This is a genomic window from Streptomyces olivochromogenes, from assembly GCF_001514115.1.
GTDB classification, from domain to species: domain Bacteria; phylum Actinomycetota; class Actinomycetes; order Streptomycetales; family Streptomycetaceae; genus Streptomyces; species Streptomyces olivochromogenes.
On the sequence record NZ_KQ948465.1, the window covers coordinates 53,232 to 73,206 of the forward strand.

The following is a 19,975-nucleotide window of genomic DNA, read 5'->3' on the forward strand; positions in this document are numbered from 1 at the left end:
CTTAACTGGTTGGTGCGGTGGGGCGGACGGGGGTCAGACGGTGGCAGCCGCGGCGGTCTCGCTGTCCGCGAGGGCAGCGAGGTAGCGCTCGGCGTCGAGGGCGGCGGAGCAGCCGGTGCCGGCCGCGGTGATCGCCTGGCGGTACGTGTGGTCGACGACATCGCCGGCGCCGAAGACACCGGTCAGGTTCGTCCGGGTCGAAGGCGCCTCGACCTTGAGGTAGCCCTCCTCGTCCAGGTCGAGCTGGCCCTTGAAGAGCTCGGTGCGCGGGTCGTGGCCGATCGCGATGAACAGGCCGGTCACCGCCAGGTCGGAGATCTCACCGGTCTTGAGGTTGCGCAGCTTCAGGCCGGCAAGCTTGGGGTCGCCCTCGATCGTGGCGATCTCGCTGTCCCAGACGAAGTTGATCTTCGGGTCGGCGAAGGCACGCTCCTGCATCGCCTTGGAGGCGCGCAGGGTGTCTCGGCGGTGCACGATCGTCACGGACTTGGCGAAGCGGGAGAGGAAGGTGGCCTCCTCCATCGCGGTGTCGCCACCGCCGATCACGGCGATGTCATGGTCCTTGAAGAAGAAGCCGTCACAGGTCGCGCACCATGAGACCCCGCGTCCGGAGAGCGCGTCCTCGTTGGGCAGACCGAGCTTGCGGTGCTGCGAGCCCGTCGTGACGATGACGGCCTTGGCGCGGTGCACGGTGCCCGCGGTGTCCGTCACGGTCTTGATCTCGCCCGTCAGGTCGACGGCGACGATGTCGTCCGGGATCAGCTCGGCACCGAAGCGCTCGGCCTGGGCGCGCATGTTGTCCATGAGCTCGGGGCCCATGATGCCGTCCTGGAAACCGGGGAAGTTCTCCACCTCGGTCGTGTTCATCAGCGCACCACCGGCGGTGACGGCGCCTTCGAAGACCAGCGGCTTCAGCGACGCGCGCGCGGTGTAAAGCGCTGCCGTGTAGCCGGCAGGCCCGGATCCGATGATGATCACGTTACGGACGTCGCTCACGGCTTGATTCCTCGTCTCTGGAGACTGCTGCGTTCTACCGGTGGGAGCCTCTCTCAGAACTCTCACCCCACCCAACGGATCCTAAGGGGCTTGCATTCCCTCTGTGTCCGGGCACACGGAGACGAGACACCGCACAGGGATGCCATGGGGTTACTGGGGAGGCGGCCGGTCGACGACGAGGCGCTCAGGAGCGGGCGTACGAGTGTGTCAGCAGGAGCTTGCCAGGGGACGCCGAAGCCTGCTTTACGCACGCGGCTTCGACGATGTACGCCGTGACCTTCGTGCTGTCGGAGGCGTCGGGCACTACGACGAGATACACCGTCGTCCCCTTGTACGTGCCCTGCTGCGCCGCGAGGATCGTCGCGGCGCTTCCGGTCCCCTTCTGAATACAGTCGGGGATCTGCACCGTGGGTGTGATCAAGGTGTCGACCCCGGCGGATCCGTTGCCCGCTTCGTTGGACTGGACCCCCCAAGGATGCTTCGGGCTGGCGGAGGGGGTGCTCGCGCTCTTGTTCTTCGCGAGCAGATCCGCGACCTGAGTCTTCAGCTTCCCCTCGGAAAAAGTGTCCTTCGCTCCCTGCTGTGTCACCGTCTGTGGACCCTTGCCGGAGCCGTCGCCCAGCGACTGCACGAGGATCGCACCCAGCCCGAGAGCGGCGGCCGTGAACACCGTGCCGAGGACGACCACCCTGCGGCGCCCACGGCGGCCCCGCCGTGAGCGACCGGGGCCGGTGGCGGCGTGGGGACGTCCCGAGGGACGGTCAGTGAGGGAAGCAGGGCCCGGTTCGCCCGACGTGTGTGAAACCCCGGCGAGCGATGTTTCACGTGAAACACCCGCGCTGTCGTCCTCGACCGCTTCGCGGTCGGGCGCCGTGGCACTGAGCAGAGCCTCCGCGGCAAGGGCGGCATCGATACGGCCGGCCACATCATCGGGCATGCGCGTGGGGCCCGGCAGAGTGCCGAGCAGCCCCCGGATCTCCTCCAGGGAGTCGTACACGTCGGCGCAGAGCACGCACTCGTCGAGGTGTCGCCGTACGTCCGCGGTGCGGGAAGGCGGGAGCAGACCCTCGGAGAGGTCGGAGATCTCCGCGACATCCGGGTGCCCGGCCGTATCCGTCGTGGATGTCACGCTCGCCCACCTCCGCCCTTCACAGCAGCTGAATCGCTTGGTCCTGCATCGCGTGGACCTGCATCGTGCGGTCCCGCTGCCGGTGGGACGGATGTCCCCTGCGTCCGGTTCCTTCCGCCGCCCGACTTGTTGCTTCCCTCGCCGCTTCCGTTCTCCACACGGAGATGGGTGAGCAGTGGCAGCAGTCTGGCTCTGCCCCGTGCGCAACGGCTCTTCACCGTGCCGACGGGCACATCGAGGACGCGGGCCGCCTCTGCCACGGGGTAGCCCTGCATGTCCACGAGGACGAGAGCGGCGCGCTGGTCGGCCGGGAGCGTACTCAGTGCCGTCAGCAGCTCGCGGTGCAGATCGTTGCGCTCGGCCGGGGCGGAGGCGGACTCGTGTGGTTCGAGGAGCTGTTCCAGGCGTTCGGTGTCATCGACGGGAGACGTCTTCCTGGATGCGGCTTTGCGGGCGCGGTCCAGGCAGGCGTTCACCGTGATGCGGTGCAGCCAGGTCGTGACGGCCGACTGGCCGCGGAAGGTGTGAGCGGCCCGGTAGGCGGAGACCAGTGCGTCCTGGACGGCGTCAGCGGCCTCCTCGCGGTCTCCCAGCGTCCTGAGGGCGACTGCCCAGAGCCGGTCGCGATGGCGCCGCACGATCTCGCCGAAGGCCTCGTGGTCGCCCGCTACGTGACGGGCGAGGAGGTCCTGATCGCTTGCGTCGCCGTATCCGGTCTCATCGGCCATCGGACCCCCTCCCCTTCGTCGACGAACGTCAGCCGGTGAACTTCACGTCCGTGATGGCTTGCTTGTAGCCGGCGCCGCTGTACTGATCACCGGACGCGTAGGGCATCGCCGTGATCCAGAGCAGCACGTACTGGGTCTTCACCTTCTTGCTGACCGTGATCTTCGCGCTGGTGCCGCTCGTCGTGATGGTCCCGATCTTCGTCATCGAATCCACCGGCGTCGCGGAACTCATCGAGTCCGTCCCGTAGAGGGTGATCGTCGTGTGATCACCGGGGTACCGGAGCCCTATCGAAGCCGCCGTGACGGTCTGCTGCGAACCGAGGTCGTAGACGATGCCGACGCCGGGCTTGAAGGCCGGCTTCATCTGCGGACCGTCGACGAAGCTCTTGCTCCGCCAGTACGTCGAGCTGTCGCCGTCGTACGTCTTGTCGACGTCCCCGGGCGCCTGGGCGTCACCCTTCGCGACGTACTCCTGCGCACCCTTGATGGCGATCGGCTTGACCGGCTTGGTCTCGTCGGTGCCCTTGCCGTTGCCGTCCGTCGTCTTGGTCTTCTGTGTGTCGTCGGACTTCCTGTGGTCCATCAGGGCATCCGCGAGCTGCCAGCTGCCGAGGCCCAGGGCGGCGATCAGGAGGGCCGACACGGCCCACTTGAGGGCCTTGCCGGTGCGGCTCTGCAGCGGGGGCGGCGGGGCGGATACGGGCTGCGTGGCGCCCATGTGGGGCGCGGGGCGGCCGTAGCCCTGCTGGTACGAGGTGCGCTGGTACTCCGGCGGGGCCGTGAACGTGGGCTCCGGCGGGCGGATGCGGGGCATCTCGGCGATCGCCTTCACCAGTTCCTCCGGCGTGGTGCACGGAGTCTCGTGGCGGGAGGCGGTCGCGCCGTCGTTGGCGAGCGCACGCATGGCGAGCTCCGACAGGCCGCGGTGGACACCGGCGCGTACCTGGTCGGGGGCGATCAGGCCGACGCCCTTGGGCAGCCCGGACAGACCGTAGGCGTCGTTGTCGTAGGGCCAGCGCTGGGTGAGCGCGGCGTACAGGAGCGCCCCGATCGCCTCCGTGTCGGTGCGCTGCGGGGTGTCCGAGCTGATGCCGCGCAGCGCGGCGTTCACGGCGAGCCCACGGATGCGCCACTGGCCGCTGGAGGTGCGCAGCACGGCACTGGGCGTCAGCCGCAGATGGGCGAGGCCCTCACGATGCGCGGCGGCCATGGCCTGGGAGACCTGGCTGACCATCTGGTAGGCCTCGTGCACCTCCAGCGGGCCCGAGGCCAGCAGCGCGGTCAGCTCCGTGGCGTCCGGCAGCCACTCGTGCACCACATAGACGAGGTCGTTCTCCTCGACCGCGTCCAGGACCTGGACGAACCGGGGATCACCCAGCAGGGCCGAGGAACGGGCCGCCGCCAGTACGGAGCGGGCCCGTGGATGGTCGGCGGGCAGCAGATGCACACCGACGGCGCGGCGGAGTTTCTCGTCCACGGCACGCCAACTGCTGAAACCGTCCAGACGGGTGACACACTCCTCGAGGCGATAACGCCTGGCGAGCTTGTGACCGCTGTGCAGTTCGGGCGGTGAGGCCTTTCCGGGACTCTCGGTCCCGCCGCTCCCCTGTGCCTCTTCGCTGTCCGTCTCCCGCTCCCGGTTCTGGGCCACCCCGTCGGACGTGGACTGGTCCGCCTTGGCGGTCAGCGGCTCATCGCCGCTGTTGTCTGCCACGTCGACGGCAGCCGTGCTCCGTTCCGCCACCGTCGTTCCCGCCTCCCCATTCGTTGCGCGCTGTCCGACGCAGAAACCAATTGTGCCCACAGTCCGGCGCTATGCACGACACACGGCGACGGACGATGGTTGTGCGCGTACCCCCGCCTCAGCGCCCCAGGCGCCCGCGGACCATTCCGACCATTGAGTTGAGTTCTTCGATGCGCATCTTCCGCGCGGCGACGTAGAAGACGCCGAGCAGGGCGATGCCGCCCGCGAGGAGGGCTGCCAGGGAGCCCCCGACGCCCTGTCCGAGGGTGTGGCCGATGCCGTAGCAGGCCGCTCCGCTCAGCAGGGCCGCGGGCACCGAGGCGATGCCGAGACGGGCGTACGTCCGCAGGACGCGGTTGCCGTCCAGGTCACCGCCGAGCCGCTTGCGCAGCCTGCTCCAGGCGACACCGACGCCGATCGCGTAGGCGAGACCGTAGGAGGCGGCCATGCCGACCACTGCCCAGCGGGCCGGAAGCACGAAGTAGCAGGCGGCGGAGGCCACGGCGTTGACGGCGGCGACGATGACCGTGTTGTAGAAGGGGGTGCGTGTGTCCTCGTACGCGTAGAAGGCACGCAGGACGACGTACTGCACGGAGTACGGGATCAGGCCGAGGCCGAAGGCCATGAGCATGAAGCCCATGTTGGTGGCTTCGCTGGTGCCCGAGGAACCGAAGATCAGGGTGCACATCGGGATGCCGAGCGCGACGAAGCCGAAGGCGATCGGCACGATGGCCACAGCAGTCGTGCGCAGTCCCTGAGAGATGTCGTCACGGACGGCTCCGCTGTCTCCCTCATGGGCCGAACGGGCGATGCGCGGAAGCAGCGCCGCCATCAACGAGACCGTGATGATGGCCTGCGGCAGGCCCCACACGAGCTGGGCGTTGGCGTAGGCGGAGAAACCGACACCCTTGACCTTGCTGTCATTGGTGGCGGCGGTGGCCAGCTGGGTGACGACGAGGGCGCCGGCCTGGTTGGCGAGGACGAAGAGCACGGTCCACTTGGCGAGCATCGCGGCCTTGCCGAGGCCGTGGCCCTTCCAGTCGAAGCGCAGCCGCATCCGGAATCCGGTCTCGCGCAGATACGGAATCATCGCGAGGGCCTGCACGACGAGGCCGAGGAGGACGCCGATGCCGAGGAGCCGCTGCCCGTCCGGCGGGATGTTGGTGACCTCCATGCCGGAGTTCGCCGCGGTGCCGTACACCCAGATGAACATGCCGAGCGTCACGATGATGACGATGTTGTTCAGGACCGGGGTCCACATCATCGCGCCGAATTTCCCGCGGGCGTTGAGGATCTGGCCCATCACCACGTGGATGCCCATGAAGAAGATCGTGGGCAGGAAGTAGCGGGTGAAGGTGACGGCGACCTCATTGGCCGCGGGGTTGTCCGCGACCGACGTCGACAGCATCCGGACGAGCAGCGGGGCGGCGAAGACCGCGAGTGCGGTGAGTACGCCGAGCGCCACCATGACGAGGGTCAGCAGCCGGTTGGCGAAGGCCTCGCCGCCGTCCTCGTCGTCCTTCATGGCGCGTACCAGCTGCGGCACGAAGACCGAGTTGAGGCCACCGCCCACGGTGAGGATGTAGATCATCGTCGGCAGCTGGTACGCGACCTGGAAGGAGTCGCCCAGGAAGCCGATACCCAGGGCCGAGACGATCAGCGCGGAGCGGATGAAGCCGGTGAGGCGCGACACCAGCGTGCCCGCCGCCATCACCGCGCTCGACTTCAGCAGGCCCGACGCGCGTCCGCCGGGCTTCTTCGCGGCGGGCGCCGGTTCGGGCGCGGGGGCTTGCGGGGCGGCCGGAGCCGGTTCATGGGCCGGCGACGGTACGCCGGGCGGGGCGACGGACGTACGGGTGCCTGCCTGACCCTGGTCGCGGAAGAGGTGGGCGAAGGCGTCGGGCTCGTGCTGCTGCTCGCCGGCCTGGGTCACCAGGTCGTCCACGCCGACGAACTGGGTCGTGCGGGCGTCCTCGCCGTAGGGCAGGTGCCGCGTCGGGCCCGCGGGCTCCGGCGGGGGCGTCTGGGCCCACACACGGGGGTCGGGGGTGTACTGCGAGGTGGGCGGCTGGGCGTAGAGCGGCTGCTGCGGGTAGTAGGAGCCAGGGGGCGGCGGGGGGTGCGCCGCACGGTCGTAGAGCGCCTCGGTCACCGGATCCTGGGCGGCGAGGTCCTGCGCCCGGTACGGATCCTGGGTGTAGGCGTCCTGGAAGTACATGTCCTGGTACTGCCCCTGCGGCTGCTGCGCGGGGTCGGCCGGTGGCCCCTCCGGGTACCCCTCGGGGTACCCCTCGGGGTAGCCGGTGTTGGCCATGCCCTGGTCCGGGTAGCCCGAGCCGCCCGCGGCCTGGTCCGGGTGGCCCTCGGGGTAGCCCGAGTTGCCCGCGCCCTGGCCGCGGTCACCGTCGTACGGCGCGTTCATGGTTACCCCACCTCATCGTCCCCGGGCCCACCGGCCACGACATCGCTCAACGGTCCACTCTCTCACCCGTGCCGGACGGGTCGGTGCTTTCCGGTGCGGTGTCCGGTGTCGGGTCACTCGGGTGCTCCGGGTCGTCTGCCCCGGACTCCGTCGTGGACTCCCCGTCGGGACCGTCCTCGGAGCGCTCGGTGTCCTCAGTAGTGTCTACGGTGCCCCCGGCGTCCGTGTTCACGCCGTTCAGGGCCTCCGTCCCGCCCTCGGTGTCGCCCTCGGTGTCGGGGGTGTTCTCCTGCTCCTCCTCGGCCTGGCGGGCTGCCGCGCGCTTGCGCTGGGTGTACATCCGGAATCCGGCGAGCACGAGCAGCAGGACGCCACCGCCGATCACCAGCATCACCGTGGGAGTGATCTCGGTGACCTTCACTTCGAACTTGACGGGGGGACCGTACGCCTGGCCGTCGTCCGTGAACAACTGCGCGACGACCGTCACCGGACCGTTGGCCTTGGCGGAGGTGGTGAACTTCACCGACTGGCTGTGCTCGCCCGCGACCTGGATCGGCCGCTCGTCGAAGGCGTCGTTGCCGATCTTGAGGCGAGTGGGCTGCTGTGAGGTGAGACGCAGCACCAGGTGGTGGACGCCCTGCACGAGGTTGTTCTGCACCGTCACGGGGATCGTGGCACTGCGGCCCGAGAGCTTCGCGTCGGACTTGTCGATCAGCCTGACGAGACCGGTGAGGTCGTCGAGGTACGACTCGACGCCGTCGCGGAAGGTCCCCGCCTGGTCGGCACGGCCGCGCCAGGACGTGGACATCCCTCGGTCTATGGCCCGACCGAAGGGAGTGACCACGCGGGACTTGTCGGTGAGGATGACCTTGAAGTTGTCGAGCGTGCTCTGTGTGCGCTGGATCTGCTCGAAGGCCGACCGCGGCAGCTCCTGCTTGCGCAGCGAGGAGGGGTACGAGGACGCCGAGGGCACCTTCGTCGTGGCGCTCGGGTCCGGCTTGGCCTTGGCGGCCGCGGAGAGGTTCTGGGAGTCGGACCAGTTCCCGTCCTGGAGGGCCCTCACCGCCGTCGACATGGTCTGGGCCTGGCTCACGGAGGGCATGCGCTGCGGGGCGACCACGATGCTCCGCTGCTTGCTCGGCTCCTGCAGATCGACCATCAGGCTCTGGGCCAGGAATTCCTGCACGGCGAGCGTCGAGTTGTCGGCCTTCGCCATGTCGCCATCGAACGCGGTCGACAGCCTGGAGTCCGCGACCACCGCCGTCGTGCCGCCGCCGATGGGGCGGGCGGCGGTGGGCGTGTAGGTGAGCCCGCCGGTCTCGCGCAGGCTGTCGCTGCGGGCGATCACCTTGTCGGCGCCGGCGGAGGTGGCGACCTTGACGATCGACGGATCGACCGCGCCCTCGGCGGGCCAGGCGAAGTCCGTGTCCGGCTTCACATGGAGGATCGTCTGCACCGTGCTGGAGGCCACGGTCGTGGCGTCCTTGAGGTGGCTGAGGGAGCCCGTGACGTCCTTGCCGTTGTGCGCCAGCGACGCGAGGTCGGGGTCGGCGAAGGGGAGAGCGACGACTTCCTTTTCCTTGTCCGCGACGGTCTTCTCGAGCTTGTCGAGCCACGCCTTGGCGACGGCCTGGTTCTTGCCTGCCGTCGTGGTGTCGCCGTTCTTGATCTGGTAGCTGCGCGTCATGGCGTCGACGGAGGCCAGCAGGTCCGGATCGAGGACCCAGGTGACGTCGAGGTCGCCGCCCAGGGACAGGAGCTGGTCCAGGCGGCCGCCTGGGGAGATCTCCTTGGCCAGGTCGTCGTTCTGGAAGACAGGCGTCTGCTGCGCGTCCGAGCCGGTCTCCGCCCGCAGGTGGACCGTCGAGATCAGCGGCCAGAGATACGTCGTCTTCGTCTTCGTGTCGGCGCCGGCGGGCTGCCAGGGGAGGAACGTCCGCTTGATGCCGAGCACCTGGTCCCACGGCTGTGCGGCGGTCTGGCCGGTGAGGGAGACGCCGAGCTGGTACACCCCGTCGGAGTCGAGGTTGAGGTCCTTGACGGGCACCGAGATGCTGAAGTGCTGTGAGACGCCCGCGGCGAGCTTGGAGAACTTCTCGACGTACTTGCCGCCGACCTCCAGGGGGTCTGGCCCCAGCTGGAACCCGGTGCGCTTCTCCGCGTCGTCGATGGCGACCCGGCCCTGGAGGGTCGGGCCCACCCGCAGGCCCACGTGCGCGCCCGTGACCGTCTGCTTGCCCTTGTTGGTGACCGAACCGGAGACGGTGATCGTGTCGCCCTCCGTGGGCGCGCTGGGGGTCAGCGAGTCGAGGGAGATGTCCACCGTGCCAGATCCGGTGGCGTCGGCCACAGCGGCCGTCTGAGCGGCGTGTGCGGCCGGGGAAGAGGGCAGCTGGAGCACGCCGGCCAGCAGGGGCGCACCGGCCAGCAGTGTGCCGGTGCGCCGCAGCCACCGGCGGGCAGGTGAGGGACTCATCCCCTGGAAGTCTGCCGCCTCGGCCACGCGCTCGCCCGTCCCTCGTCATTGTCAGTGGTCGTCGGAATGTGCGTCCACGCATGGTAACGATGCGCGCTGAGGGTAAGTGCCGCGGACCGCTCCACAAGATCAGTAGACAGGGCCGAGTGTCCTGTATGCGTAAGTATTGATCCCCCCATGAGAAGGGGATCGCTGTGCACGTTTTATGGAGGCGCCCGCGAGTGCCTCGGCCACGTACCCTTTTCTGTTGTGCCGAACGCCAACGAAGACAACCCCAGTGCCCTGAGCCAGGTGCAGCGCCGCGCGGTGAGTGAACTGTTGCGGGTGTCCCCTGTCGCCGACGACCTCGCCCGCCGTTTCCAGGAGGCGGGGTTCTCACTCGCCCTGGTCGGTGGCTCGGTCCGGGACGCCCTCCTTGGCCGGCTCGGCAACGATCTGGACTTCACGACCGACGCCCGCCCCGATGACGTACTGAAGATCGTGCGGCCCTGGGCGGACGCCGTCTGGGAGGTCGGGATCGCCTTCGGCACCGTCGGCGCGCAGAAGGACGCCCGCGTGGACGACGTCCAGCAGTCCTTCCAGATCGAGATCACGACGTACCGCTCCGAGGCGTACGACCGGACCTCGCGCAAGCCCGAGGTGTCCTACGGCGACTCGATCGAGGAAGACCTCGTGCGCCGTGACTTCACCGTGAACGCGATGGCCGTGGCGCTGCCGGAGAAGGAGTTCATCGATCCGCACGGCGGTCTGGACGACCTGTCCGCGCGGGTCCTGCGCACTCCGGGTACGCCCGAGGAGTCCTTCTCCGACGATCCGCTGCGGATGATGCGGGCCGCGCGGTTCGCCGCGCAGCTCGACTTCGAGGTGGCCCCCGACGTCGTCGCCGCGATGACGGACATGGCGGAGCGCATCGAGATCGTCTCGGCGGAGCGGGTGCGGGACGAGCTGAACAAGCTGATCCTCTCCGCTCACCCGCGCAAGGGTCTGACGCTGCTCGTGGACACCGGCCTCGCCGACCATGTGCTGCCGGAGCTTCCCGCGCTGCGGCTGGAGCGTGATGAGCACCACCGGCACAAGGACGTCTACGACCACACGCTGATCGTCCTGGAACAGGCCATGGCGCTCGAGGAAAATGGTCCGGACCTGACGCTCCGGATCGCCGCGCTGCTGCACGACATCGGCAAGCCGAGGACGCGGCGCTTCGAGAACGACGGACGGGTCTCCTTCCACCACCACGAGGTGGTGGGCGCGAAGATGACCAAGAAGCGGATGACGGCGCTCAAGTACTCCAACGACCTCGTGAAGGACGTCTCGCGTCTGGTCGAACTTCATCTGCGCTTTCACGGATACGGCACCGGCGAGTGGACGGACTCCGCGGTCCGTCGCTACGTACGTGACGCGGGTCCGCTCCTCGACCGCCTCCACAAGCTGACCCGCTCCGACTGCACTACGCGCAACAAGCGCAAGGCGACGGCGCTCTCGCAGGCGTATGACGGCCTGGAGAAGCGCATCGCCGAGCTCCAGGAGCAGGAGGAGCTGGACGCGATCCGTCCCGACCTCGACGGCAACCAGATCATGGAGATCCTGGGCATCGGTCCTGGACCGGCCATCGGCCAGGCGTACAAGTTCATGCTGGAGCTGAGGCTGGAGAACGGGCCGATGGAGCACGACGCTGCGGTGACGGCACTCAAGGAGTGGTGGGCCGAGCAGGGCTGAGGCTCACCGAACGGGCCGCGCGGGGTCATGTTTCACGTGAAACATGACCCCAGGGTCTGTGCCGGGAACGACAAGGGGCGGTGTTTCACGTGAAACACCGCCCCTTGTCACGTTCAGATCCGCTGGGTTACTTGTTGGCCCCGAGGCACAGCGTGAAGGATTCGCCGGTTTCCTTCCACGTCAGCGTCGCCGTCGTGCCCGTGACGTTCTGGCACGTCAGTGAGGGAAGCGAGGCGCCGTCCGCCTTCTTCAGGACCTTGTGCGTGGCCTTGGAGTCGGTGCAGTCGACCTGGATGACGTCCGGGTCGTTGGCGGTCCCCTTGTTGTACAGGCAGTCGCCCACGGCCAGCTTCTTGGCGTCCTCGCTGTCGTTATTGAGCACCAAACCGCCCACGACGACGCTGAGTCCCGCGACGGCAAGGACTATGCGCAGGTACCACCTGACGCCGCGCTTCGGGCGCTGCGGTGCGACCGGAGCGTAGGGAATCGGTCCCTGCTGCGGGAAGCCCGGCTGGGCGGGCTGCTGGGGATACCCCTGCGGCGGCGGTCCGTACGGAGCCTGGCCCTGGGGCGGCTGTCCGTAGGGCTGCTGGCCCTGGGCGAACGGGTTCTGGCCCTGGGGCGGCGGAGTGGTCACTTAGGGGTCCCCCTAGAACGTAAGCGCGTGGCGTGAATAAGACGCACGTAAGTTATCGGGACCGACTGACAACTCAGTAGCCCAGAGAGGCTCTGTGGCCCTGATGTGACACTTACTGCATCTCAAAGCGGGCCATAGCAACAGCAATTGCCGCGTAGACCACGGCCAGTGTGACGACGAGGGGAGCTGAGCGGCCGTCAGGAGGCAGCATCAGGGCGGCTACTGCGGCCGCGCCGACGAAGGCGACGTTGAACAGGACGTCGTAAACGGAGAAGATCCGGCCGCGGTAGCCGTCGTCGACCGAGGACTGCACGATCGTGTCGGTGGCGATCTTCGCGCCCTGTGTGGTCAGGCCGAGAACGAAGGCGGCGGCCAGCATGGGCGCCGCCTCGAAAGGGAGGCCGAGCGCCGGTTCCAGGACCGCCGCCGCGGCCGCGCACGCGACGATCCAGCCGCCGGGGCCCAGTCGTCCCACCGCCCAGGGCGTCACCACGGCCGCGACGAAGAAGCCCGCCCCTGAGATGCCCACCGCCAGGCCCAGCAGGGCGAGCCCGTCGTCGGAGCCGGACGACCAGGCGTACCGGCACAGCATCAGCACCATGACGGTCAGGGCGCCGTAGCAGAAGCGCATCAGGGTCATCGACAGGAGCGCCCAGGCCGCCTCCCGTCGCGCGGGCTCGGCGAGATGGCGCACACCGGCCGCGAGACCGCGCGCGGTTCCGGTGAGCGCCGTGCGCAGGCTCGGCTGCACCAACTCCTGATCGGGGCCGAGCAGTTCCGGTGCGATGCGCAGCGAGGCGAGCGCGGCGCACAGATAGAGGGTCGCGCCGAGGAGGACGACCGCCGCGTCCGAGTCCGAGGCGACCAGTCGTACGACGAACGCGAGACCGCCGCCCGCGGTCGCGGCGAGTGTTCCGGCGGTGGGCGACAGGGCGTTGGCCATGACCAGCCGGTGGGAGTCGACGACACGGGGCAGGGCGGCCGAGAGGCCCGCGAGGACGAACCGGTTGACCGCGGTGACGCACAGCGCGGAGGCGTAGAAGAGCCAGTCGGGGACATGGCTCAGCATCAGCACGGCCGTCACGCAGGCCAGCGCGGTCCGCAGCAGATTGCCGTACAGGAGGACCTGGCGGCGCCGCCAGCGGTCCAGCAGGACGCCGGCGAAGGGGCCGACCAGGGAGTACGGCAGGAGCAGTACCGCCATCGCGGAGGCGATCGAGGCCGCTGAGGTCTGCTTCTCCGGTGAGAAGACGACGTACGTGGCGAGCGCGACCTGGTAGACGCCGTCGGCGCCCTGGGACAGCAACCGGACACCGAGCAGGCGTCTGAAGCCTTGGAAGCGCAGGAGGACGCGCAGGTCACGCACGACAGCCATGGGGCACAGCCTCACATACGAGGAGGGTCCCCGGGTCAAAGACCCAGGGACCCTCGACGGGCAGGAGCGAAAAGCCCCTCGGCGCTCCGCGCCGTGTCTCGACGGCGCTCGGAGGCCTGTCTTGCTAGCGCTCGACCTCGCCCTTGATGAACTTCTCGACGTTGGCGAAGGCCTCGTCGTCGAAGTACTGGACCGGCGGGGACTTCATGAAGTACGAGGACGCCGACAGGATCGGACCGCCGATGCCGCGGTCCTTGGCGATCTTCGCGGCGCGCAGGGCGTCGATGATGACACCCGCGGAGTTCGGGGAGTCCCAGACCTCGAGCTTGTACTCCAGGTTCAGCGGGACGTCACCGAAGGCGCGGCCCTCGAGACGGACATACGCCCACTTGCGGTCGTCGAGCCAGGCCACGTAGTCCGAGGGACCGATGTGGACGTTCTTCTCGCCCATGTCGCGGTCGGGGATCTGCGAGGTGACGGCCTGCGTCTTCGAGATCTTCTTCGACTCGAGGCGGTCGCGCTCCAGCATGTTCTTGAAGTCCATGTTGCCGCCGACGTTGAGCTGCATGGTGCGCTCAAGACGGACACCGCGGTCCTCGAACAGCTTCGCCATCACACGGTGCGTGATGGTGGCGCCGACCTGCGACTTGATGTCGTCGCCGACGATCGGGACGCCCGCCTCGGTGAACTTGTCCGCCCACTCCTTGGTGCCGGCGATGAAGACCGGGAGGGCGTTGACGAAGGCGACCTTGGCGTCGATGGCGCACTGGGCGTAGAACTTCGCCGCGTCCTCGGAACCGACGGGCAGGTAGCAGACGAGGACGTCGACCTGCTTGTCCTTGAGGATCTGGACGATGTCGACCGGCGCCTCGGCGGACTCCTCGATGGTCATGCGGTAGTACTTGCCGAGACCGTCGAGGGTGTGGCCGCGCTGGACCGTGACGCCCTTGTTCGGGACGTCGCAGATCTTGATGGTGTTGTTCTCGCTGGCACCGATGGCGTCGGAGAGGTCGAGGCCGACCTTCTTCGCGTCGACGTCGAAGGCGGCGACGAACTCGACGTCACCGACGTGGTAGTCGCCGAACTGGACGTGCATCAGACCCGGGACCTTGGACGCCGGGTCGGCGTCCTTGTAGTACTCGACGCCCTGCACCAGCGAGGCGGCGCAGTTGCCCACGCCGACGATGGCTACGCGAACCGAACCCATTCCGGTTGCTCCCTGTGTGTACGAGGTGAAGCCCCGACTGGACCTCACGTGGTGGTGTCGTCGGACGGATCCGGCCGGGACTGGTCCCGGTGCCGGGGCAGGCCGCCCGTCTCTCCAGATGTGCTGTTCTGCTGAGCGGAGCCTTCGAAGGCGCCTGGAGAGCTGCCTTCGGGGACACCTCGTGAGGTGCCTTCGGAGGCGGAGTCCTTGACGTCCCGTCCTGCTCGCTCGCTCTCGATGAGCTCGTTCAGCCAGCGCACTTCGCGCTCCACGGACTCCATTCCGTGGCGCTGGAGCTCAAGGGTGTAGTCGTCGAGGCGCTCCCTGGTGCGTGCCAGCGAGGCACGCATCTTCTCCAGTCGCTCCTCGAGCCGACTGCGGCGGCCCTCCAGTACGCGCATGCGCACGTCGCGTGACGTCTGCCCGAAGAACGCGAAACGAGCGGCGAAGTGCTCGTCCTCGTACGCGTCGGGCCCCGTCTGCGAGAGCAGCTCCTCGAAGTGCTCTTTACCTTCAGCCGTCAACCGATAGACGATCTTGGCGCGACGCCCAGCAAGCGGAACGGCGAGGGCGTCCTCGGTGGTGCTCCCCGATTCCTCGATCAACCAGCCGCTCGCGACCAGCGTCTTGAGGCAGGGGTAGAGCGTCCCGTAGCTGAACGCACGGAACACACCCAGTGACGTATTGAGTCGTTTGCGCAGCTCATAGCCGTGCATCGGGGACTCGCGAAGCAGGCCGAGGACGGCGAACTCGAGGATCCCGGAACGCCGGCTCATATCGCCTCCTCACTGCCGCGGTGTCCTCGGCACGTTCTTTATGCCGAGCTGATGTATCGACTCGATACATCAGCACGATAGATCGGCCGTCCGTCTGCGACAAGGGGGGCCATGGTGAACGGCGTCACATCACCGATTCATACGAAGCAAGTTGCCTGATTTGGGGTGAACTTCAGGATTAGGGGGGTTTTGACGGTGCGTAGTCTGTGCGCCATGCAAAACCACCGGGAACCGAGTGACGCCTGAGGGCGTCCTCGTCCCTGGTGCAGTACGGGTGAATGCGCAAACGACCGCATCCGTACTTCGGGGGGACCGGAAACCAGCTGCCGTTTCCAGGCGCGCACGGGTGCGCCTGCCCGAGGAGTAATCGTTCGATGAGCGAGCACCGTCGCAAACCGTCGCAGCCACAGGGCGGCGGACGTGCCGCGGCCCGACGCGGCCAGACCGGCCCGTCCTCCGGCCGCCGTGCGGCACCGCGAGGCGCCACCGGGTCCCCTGCCGACTCCTACGAGTCGGGAGGTGAGGAGGAGCGCCCCTACACCGGCCGCGCCGAGGCCCGGCGCGCAGCCCAGAGAAGCAGCAGTGGCGGCCGCCGCAGAGGCGCCGACGCCACAGGGCCCGGCGGCCGCCGGGGCGGTCCTGACGGACCCGGGCGCGCGCGGGCCTCTGGGCCTGTAAAGAAGCGTTTCATCGACTACCCGCGCGCGGGTAAGTCGGGGGCTGGGCGCTGGATGCCCTCCTGGAAGCTGGTGACGGGTACGTTCCTCACCTTCTGCGGGGGGCTGCTGGTCGCGGCAGGCATCGGGTACGCCATGGTGGGCGTCCCGAACCCGAACGACACCGCCCTGGCCCAGAACAACGTCTTCTACTGGTCCGACAACACTCAGATGGCAGCCACCGGCGGCCAGACGAACCGGCAGATCGTGGGGCCGGAGGCGATCCCGAAGGCCATGAAGAACGCGGTGGTTTCGGCCGAGAACGCGTCCTTCTACAAGGACCGGGGTGTCGATCCGAAGGGCATTGCGCGCGCCTTCGTCAACATGGCCCGGGGTGGCGAGACACAGGGTGGCTCGACCATCACTCAGCAGTACGTGAAGAACACGTACCTGAACCAGGACCAGACCATCACGCGCAAGTTCAAAGAGCTCTTCATCTCCATCAAGGTGAACTCGAAGCTGAGCAAGGACCAGATCCTCGCGGGCTACCTGAACACCGCGTACTACGGGCGCAACGCCTACGGGATCCAGGCGGCGGCCCAGGCCTACTTCGGTGTGGACGCCGACAAGCTCAGCACCGAGCAGTGCGTCTTCCTCGCGTCCGTTCTCAAGGGCCCGAACCTGTACAACCCCGACGGGGGTGTGGGGGCGCTGGCCGATCCCGACTCCAACACCAAGCGGGTCAAGGAACGGTGGAAGTGGATCCTCGACCGTGAGGTCACGGTCGGGAACATGACCCAGGCCGAGCGGACCAAGATCAAGACATTCCCCACGCTCAAGAAGGTGAACTCGACCCTGTCCGGCCAGACCGGTTACCTCGTCGACATCGCCAAGGAGTACGTGGCGAAGAAGGCCGGCATCACGCCGGAGCAGTTGGAGAAGGGCGGCTACCGGATCTACACGACCTTCGACAAGAAGAAGGTCACTGAGCTGGAGAAGGCCGTCAAGGCGACGAAGAAGAGCTTCCTCGACACCAAGGCGCGGCCCAAGACCGACAAGGACGTGCAGTTCGGCGCGGCGTCGGTCGATCCGAAGACTGGCGCCATCGTGGCGCTCTACGGGGGCGACGGCTTCGACAAGGGCCACTACTCCAACAACGCCAATACGACGGGTGTGCCGGTCGGATCGACCTGGAAGCCGATCGTGCTGGCCACCGCGATGCAGTACGGAACGTACAAGACCACCCCACAGGCCCTCTCGCCGATGGCCCGCTACAACGGCGACGACTTGCTGGTGATCAAGGACCAGAACGGCGACCCGATCATGGGTAACGACGGGAAGCCGTTCCGGCAGAAGAACGAGGGCACCAAGGCCTGGGGGATGGTGACGCTCAAGAAGGCCATGGAGCAGTCCATCAACTCCCCGTTCGCGCAGCTGGGCGTCGACGTCGGCCTTTCCAAGACCCGGAAGGTCGCGGAGTCCATGGGCATCCTGCCGGACTCCTTCGACCAGGGAAACCTGAACAACGTCTCCTTCTCCCTCGGTACGTCGACCCCGAGCGCCATTCGTATGGCCGACGCGTACGGCACCTTCGCCGCGTCGGGCTCGCACTACGAGCCGTACTCGGTCACCAAGGTGCTCAAGGACAGCAAGCCGCTCTCCCAGTTCAAGCCGCCCGCCGAGAAGACCGCGATGTCCGAGAACGTGGCGAACAACGTCACCGACGTCCTGCAGAACGTGGTCCAGAACGGAACCGGCAAGAAGGTCGCCGACATGGGCTTCCCCGTGGCCGGCAAGACGGGTACGACCGACAAGAACAAGTCGGCGTGGTTCGTCGGCTACACCAGGGAGCTGTCCACGGCCGTCACCCTGTTCAGGTCCGACCCGAAGACGAGCAAGCTGGAATCGATGAACGGCACCGGTGGTGTGGCGTCCGTCCACGGTGGTGACATCCCGGCCCAGGTCTGGAAGGACTACATGGCCGTGGCCCTGAAGAACTCCAAGCACGAGGACTTCCCGAAGGCCGAACCGCTCGGCGAGATCCTCAACGCCAGCCCCAGCCCGAGCCCGACCCCGTCGACCACCCCGTCGCCGTCGGCCAGCCCGACGCCGAGCAACTCGCCCAGCCCGTCCATCAGCAGCTCTCCCACGGCCTCGCCGACCGACACCTGCGGCAACTTCAGCTGGAACTGTGGGAACAACGGTGGGACGGACGCGGGGAGCAGCGGCGGTCCGACCGGAAGCACGTCACCCACGCCGACGGCGACCAATACCAACGGGAACACCAGAGGTAATGGCAACGGCGGCATCTTCGCCGGACAGAACGGCGGATAGATAGACGCGTAACCCGAGGAACAGGGGCCGTCAGCTGTGGCTGACGGCCCCTGTTCTGTGCGTCCGGCTCGGATGTTTGGGCGTGCGCGGGTCGATTGATCGGGCGTGAGACGGTCGAACGGTTCGGCGTGTGCGGGTCGACAAGCGGAGCCGAGCCCTGCTCACCGGGCGGCACCGCGTGCGCCGGACCGCCTGAGCTTCACCGCCCCTGCGGCCATTCTCAGACGCGTACGGCAGGATGTGCGCCATGCCCAGTGCAGAGACGACGCGAACGAGCGTGCGCGAGCCGGAGCCGGTGCGGCCGACCAAGGACGACGAGGTCGCCGCGGCCGGAAGTGAGCTGATCGGCGGCCCCATCGGACGGAGAGCGCTGCTGGGGGCGTCCTGGTGGACCCCGGTGCGGGTGATCGCGCTCGTCGCGATCGGCATGTTCGCCCTCGGTATGGTGCAGAAACTGCCCTGCTACGACAGCGGCTGGTTCTTCGGGGCCAGCACGCAGTACACGCACGCGTGCTACTCGGACATCCCGCACCTCTACCAGGGACGCGGTTTCGCCGACGGCCTCGTGCCGTACTTCGACAAGCTCCCCGGCGACATGGACTACCTCGAGTACCCGGTCCTGACCGGTCTGTTCATGGAGGTCGCGGCCTGGCTCACGCCGGGCGGCGGCAGCATCCAGCACCAGGAGCAGATCTACTGGATGGTCAACGCCGGGATGCTCATGGTGTGCGCGGCGGTCATCGCCGTATGCACCGCGCGCACCCACCGCCTGCGCCCCTGGGACGGCCTCCTGGTCGCCCTCGCGCCCGCCTTCGCGCTCACGGCCACCATCAACTGGGACCTCCTCGCGGTGGCCCTGCTGGCCGCCGCGATGCTCATGTGGTCGCGTGGGCGCTCCCTTGCCTTCGGTGTCCTGCTCGGGCTCGCCACGGCCGCCAAGTTCTACCCGTTCCTGCTCATGGGACCGCTGCTCGTGCTGTGCTGGCGGGCGGGCAAGTGGCGGGAGTTCGGGAACGCGCTCATGGGCGCGGTCGGAGCCTGGCTCGTGGTGAACCTTCCCGTGATGTACCTCGCGCCGGAAGGCTGGGCGAAGTTCTACAGCTTCAGCCAGACCAGGGGGATCGACTTCGGTTCGGTCTTCTTGTTCATCTCCACCTGGTGGAAGATCCCGATCAGCTACCAGACGGCGAACGCGTGGGCGCTGGTCCTGATGGTGCTCGTCTGCGTGGCCATGGCGGCGCTCGCGCTCACCGCCCCGCGCCGCCCCCGCTTCGCCCAGCTGGCCTTCCTGATCGTCGCGGCCTTCATCCTCACCAACAAGGTCTACTCGCCCCAGTACGTGCTGTGGCTGATCCCCCTGGCCGCGCTGGCCCGGCCGAAGTGGCGGGACTTCCTGATCTGGCAGGCGTGCGAGGTCGCGTACTTCCTGGGGATCTGGATGTACCTCGCGTACACGACCAGCGGGGAGGCCCACAAGGGCCTCTCCTCCCACGGGTACCAGTTCGCGATCGCCGCCCACCTTCTGGGCACGCTGTACCTGTGCGCCGTGGTCGTACGCGACATCCTCATGCCGGAGCGGGACGTCGTGCGCAGGGCGGGCGAGGACGATCCCTCGGGAGGCGTCCTGGACGGCGCGGAGGACGTCTTCGTGCTCGGCGCGGCGGCCCATCCACCGCGGCACGCGGCGCACTTCGACGGGCCTCAGGTGGAATGGGGCGGCAACGGCGGTGGGCCCGCTCCGGAGGACAGTTCGCTCTGAGCGAACAGGGCTCGGCCCGG

The 19,975-nt window shown here is 68.1% G+C and carries 13 protein-coding genes; 3 read left to right on the forward strand and 10 right to left on the reverse strand.

Annotated elements, in window-relative coordinates; genetic code table 11:
* Window positions 1-33: 33 nt before the first annotated feature.
* The 6 genes from trxB to AQJ27_RS33295 all read right to left on the reverse strand — a co-directional run bounded on the left by trxB (window position 34) and on the right by AQJ27_RS33295 (window position 9,522).
* Window positions 34-996 carry a thioredoxin-disulfide reductase gene (trxB, locus tag AQJ27_RS33270; protein ID WP_067376688.1) on the reverse strand — a complete coding sequence of 321 codons (963 nt, stop codon included), beginning with the start codon at window positions 994-996 and terminating at the stop codon, window positions 34-36.
* Window positions 997-1,180: 184 nt separating this feature from the next.
* Window positions 1,181-2,125 (reverse strand): anti-sigma factor family protein, encoded by a 945-nt coding sequence (locus tag AQJ27_RS33275; RefSeq protein WP_067376690.1) that lies wholly within the window; start codon window positions 2,123-2,125, stop codon window positions 1,181-1,183.
* Complete coding sequence (gene sigM / locus AQJ27_RS33280; RefSeq protein ID WP_067376693.1) at window positions 2,122-2,853, reverse strand: RNA polymerase sigma factor SigM; 732 nt, start codon at window positions 2,851-2,853, stop codon at window positions 2,122-2,124. Before sigM ends, AQJ27_RS33275 begins: the two co-directional genes overlap by 4 nt.
* A 28-nt stretch (window positions 2,854-2,881) precedes the next feature.
* Window positions 2,882-4,597, reverse strand: coding sequence for a protein kinase family protein (locus AQJ27_RS33285; RefSeq protein WP_067376696.1), 1,716 nt, complete (start codon window positions 4,595-4,597; stop codon window positions 2,882-2,884).
* 118 nt (window positions 4,598-4,715) lie between these two features.
* On the reverse strand, window positions 4,716-7,019 hold the full coding sequence (gene murJ, locus AQJ27_RS33290) for a murein biosynthesis integral membrane protein MurJ (protein WP_067376699.1): 2,304 nt from the start codon (window positions 7,017-7,019) through the stop codon (window positions 4,716-4,718).
* 46 nt (window positions 7,020-7,065) lie between these two features.
* Window positions 7,066-9,522 carry a DUF6049 family protein gene (locus AQJ27_RS33295; RefSeq protein WP_067376702.1) on the reverse strand — a complete coding sequence of 819 codons (2,457 nt, stop codon included), beginning with the start codon at window positions 9,520-9,522 and terminating at the stop codon, window positions 7,066-7,068.
* A 222-nt stretch (window positions 9,523-9,744) separates the two neighbouring features.
* Between AQJ27_RS33295 and AQJ27_RS33300 the strand changes: the two genes are divergently transcribed.
* Window positions 9,745-11,211, forward strand: coding sequence for a CCA tRNA nucleotidyltransferase (locus AQJ27_RS33300; RefSeq protein WP_067376705.1), 1,467 nt, complete (start codon window positions 9,745-9,747; stop codon window positions 11,209-11,211).
* Between the two features lie 127 nt (window positions 11,212-11,338).
* On the opposite strand, the gene AQJ27_RS33305 is transcribed toward AQJ27_RS33300, so the two are convergent.
* The 4 genes from AQJ27_RS33305 to AQJ27_RS33320 all read right to left on the reverse strand — a co-directional run bounded on the left by AQJ27_RS33305 (window position 11,339) and on the right by AQJ27_RS33320 (window position 15,206).
* The gene (locus tag AQJ27_RS33305) at window positions 11,339-11,848 is read right to left on the reverse strand and encodes an LppU/SCO3897 family protein (protein ID WP_067376708.1); all 510 of its coding nucleotides are present in this window, start codon (window positions 11,846-11,848) and stop codon (window positions 11,339-11,341) included.
* A gap of 112 nt (window positions 11,849-11,960) precedes the next feature.
* Window positions 11,961-13,223, reverse strand: a complete 1,263-nt coding sequence (locus AQJ27_RS33310; protein ID WP_067376711.1) for an MFS transporter — start codon at window positions 13,221-13,223, stop codon at window positions 11,961-11,963.
* 124 nt (window positions 13,224-13,347) lie between these two features.
* Window positions 13,348-14,430 (reverse strand): inositol-3-phosphate synthase, encoded by a 1,083-nt coding sequence (locus tag AQJ27_RS33315; protein ID WP_067376714.1) that lies wholly within the window; start codon window positions 14,428-14,430, stop codon window positions 13,348-13,350.
* A 44-nt stretch (window positions 14,431-14,474) separates the two neighbouring features.
* Window positions 14,475-15,206 (reverse strand): PadR family transcriptional regulator, encoded by a 732-nt coding sequence (locus tag AQJ27_RS33320; protein ID WP_067376717.1) that lies wholly within the window; start codon window positions 15,204-15,206, stop codon window positions 14,475-14,477.
* A gap of 374 nt (window positions 15,207-15,580) precedes the next feature.
* Here AQJ27_RS33320 and AQJ27_RS33325 point away from each other — a divergent pair, with 374 nt between their 5' ends.
* On the forward strand, window positions 15,581-18,196 hold the full coding sequence (locus AQJ27_RS33325; RefSeq protein WP_079065430.1) for a transglycosylase domain-containing protein: 2,616 nt from the start codon (window positions 15,581-15,583) through the stop codon (window positions 18,194-18,196).
* Between the two features lie 247 nt (window positions 18,197-18,443).
* On the forward strand, window positions 18,444-19,955 hold the full coding sequence (locus tag AQJ27_RS33330; protein ID WP_067376724.1) for a glycosyltransferase family 87 protein: 1,512 nt from the start codon (window positions 18,444-18,446) through the stop codon (window positions 19,953-19,955).
* Window positions 19,956-19,975: the final 20 nt, after the last annotated feature.